This window comes from Microvirga sp. P4_G7 (assembly GCF_056401005.1).
On record NZ_JBFUKD010000449.1, the window covers coordinates 1 to 3,182 of the forward strand.

Here is a 3,182-nt window from a genome sequence, read left to right on the forward strand (position 1 = left end):
GCCTTACGAGAGCTTCGTGACCAAGCCTTTCGCTTCCTAAGCGACGCTTCGCCTCCGAAACGAGGCAAACCGCGGGTGCTGCCACCCGATTGGAAAGCCCGGCCTTGCGCCGGGCTTTTGTCGTTGTCGCCGCGATGAAAGTTGAGGCGCGACCTTTGGCGTCGCTTTTGATAGGGATTCGGCTCTTCCGCTTTTGCCTGCGACCTCCCATCTTGTTGATCTCGGGAGCCGGAAAGAGCGAAACTTGCGGGCGATTGCAGGTTGAGACGGCGCGTAAGCCGTGCGATTCTGGTGAACCGCAGCACTTGAGACGAAGGGGCGGTCGAACGATCATGCTGACGACGCGGAGCACCTTGTTCTTGCGGGATTGGACGCTTCTCGCTGCGGCGGGTGGGCAGAATCCCGGTGGGGACGATCAGGACGGTCGTTCCGGTACGGCGATCATCAGCAAGACCAAAACTCGCACGAAACGGCCAAATTTGTATCGTGTGCTTCTTTTGAACGATGATTACACCCCGATGGAGTTCGTGGTGCATGTGCTGGAGCGCTTCTTCAACAAGAACCGCGAAGACGCGACCCGCATCATGTTGCATGTCCACCAGAACGGCGTCGGAGAATGTGGCGTTTTTACTTATGAGGTTGCGGAGACAAAGGTGACGCAGGTGATGGATTTTGCCCGCAAACACCAGCATCCTCTCCAATGCGTCATGGAAAAGAACTAGCCGAGACATTGGGTCTCAAAGGACAAGCCATTGCCGAGCTTTTCTCGCAGTCTTGAACAAGCCCTCCACCGAGCTCTCGCTCTCGCGGGTGAGCGCCGTCATGAATATGCGACGCTCGAACATTTGCTGCTCGCCCTGATCGACGATCAGGACGCCGCCGCCGTCATGCGCGCCTGCAATGTCGATCTCGATGTCCTGAGACGCAATCTCGTCGAGTACGTCGACACCGAATTGGCGAACCTGATCGCCGACGGAAGACAGGATTCCAAACCCACGGCCGGCTTTCAGCGCGTGATCCAGCGCGCGGTGATCCATGTCCAATCCTCCGGTCGCGACGAGGTGACCGGCGCCAACGTGCTCGTCGCGATCTTTGCAGAGCGCGAGAGCCACGCCGCCTATTTCCTGCAAGAACAGGACATGACCCGTTACGACGCGGTCAATTACATCAGCCACGGCATCGCCAAGCGCCCCGGTATGGCCGAAAACCGAGCCCCGCGCGGCGCGGAAGAAGAATCGAACGAGCGTCCCGCATCCGAAGAGCAGGATAACCGTCCGAAGAAGAAGGGCGACGCACTCGATTCTTATTGCGTCAACCTGAACAAGAAGGCCAAGGACGGCAAAATCGATCCGCTCATCGGCCGCGAGCCCGAGGTTCAGCGGACGATCCAGGTCCTTTGCCGCCGGCAGAAGAACAACCCGCTCCTCGTGGGCGATCCTGGCGTCGGCAAGACCGCCATCGCCGAGGGACTGGCGCGCAAGATCGTGCGCGGCGAGGTGCCCGAGGTTCTGCGCGACGCGACGGTGTTTGCCCTCGACATGGGCACGCTCCTCGCCGGTACCCGCTACCGCGGCGATTTCGAGGAGCGCCTCAAGCAGGTCGTGAAGGAAATCGAGGCGCATCCCAACGCCATCATGTTCATCGACGAGATCCACACCGTCATCGGTGCGGGCGCGACGTCCGGCGGCGCCATGGACGCGTCGAACCTGCTGAAGCCAGCCTTGGCTCAAGGATCGCTGCGCTGCATCGGTTCGACCACCTACAAGGAGTACCGTCAGTACTTCGARAAGGATCGCGCSCTSSTGCGCCGGTTCCAGAAGATCGACGTSAACGAGCCGACGATCCCGGACACGATCGAGATCGTGAAGGGGTTGAAGCCGTACTTCGAGGAGTTCCATAAGCTCCGGTACACCCACGACGCCATCAAGGCGGCGGTGGAGCTGTCCGCGCGCTACATCAACGACCGTAAGCTTCCCGACAAAGCCATCGACGTCATCGACGAGACCGGCGCGTCGCAGATGCTGCTGCCGGAGAGCCGCCGCAAGAAGACGATCGGCGTGAAGGAGATCGAGGTCACCATCGCCACGATGGCACGCATTCCGCCCAAGACGGTGTCCAAGGACGATGCGACGGTTCTCGCTCACCTGAAAGAGACCCTGCAGCGTGTCGTCTACGGCCAGGACAAGCCGATCGACGCCCTGACCTCGGCGATCAAGCTCGCCCGCGCCGGCCTGCGCGATCCGGAGAAGCCGATCGGTTCGTACCTCTTCGCGGGTCCGACCGGCGTCGGCAAGACCGAGGTAGCCAAGCAATTGGCGCTCAGCCTCGGCGTCGAGCTGATCCGGTTCGACATGTCGGAATATATGGAGCGCCACACGGTCAGCCGATTGATCGGCGCGCCTCCAGGCTATGTCGGCTTCGATCAGGGCGGACTTCTGACCGACGGCATCGACCAGCATCCGCATTGCGTGTTGCTTCTCGACGAGATCGAGAAGGCGCACCCGGATCTGTTCAACATCCTGCTCCAGGTCATGGATCACGGGAAGCTGACGGATCACAATGGCAAGCAGGTCGATTTCCGGAACGTGATCATCATCATGACCACGAATGCCGGCGCCGCCGATCTCGCTCGTCCCGCCTATGGGTTTACCCGGACCAAGCGGGAAGGGGACGACACGGAGGCGGTCAACAAGCTGTTCGCACCGGAATTCCGCAATCGCCTCGATGCGATCATTTCGTTCGGTCATCTGCCGAAGGAAGTGGTGCAGAAGGTCGTCGACAAGTTCGTCCTGCAACTCGAGGCTCAGCTCGCCGACCGCAACGTCACGATCGAGCTCGCGGACGAAGCGCGCGACTGGTTGGTGGAACACGGCTACGACGAGGCTATGGGCGCTCGTCCCATGGCGCGTCTGATCCAGATGACGATCAAGACACCACTCGCGGACGACGTGCTGTTCGGGCGTCTGAAGGATGGCGGCGCGGTCCGCGTCGTGGTCAAGACGGATGAGATCGGCCTCAAGACCTTGGACTTCGAATATCTCGAAGGCCCGCCGAAGCCCAAGCCCGAAAAGGATGTCGCCAACGCTGCCAAGAAGAAGAGCAAGACTCGCTCTTCGGGAAGTGCTAAGGCCAAAAAATCATCCAAGCCGAAAGGCTCGAGCGGAAGCGGCGGCGCGATCCGC

General features: G+C 60.8%; 2 protein-coding genes. Both read left to right on the plus strand.

The genetic code is table 11. From position 1 onward, the window contains the following. Positions 1-332: 332 nt before the first annotated feature. Complete coding sequence (clpS, locus tag AC1DT3_RS16165; protein WP_477466265.1) at positions 333-722, plus strand: ATP-dependent Clp protease adapter ClpS; 390 nt, start codon at positions 333-335, stop codon at positions 720-722. 30 nt (positions 723-752) lie between these two features. After that, positions 753-3,182: ATP-dependent Clp protease ATP-binding subunit ClpA (gene clpA, locus AC1DT3_RS16170; protein ID WP_477466266.1), on the plus strand; the 2,430-nt coding region annotated here is incomplete at its 3' end.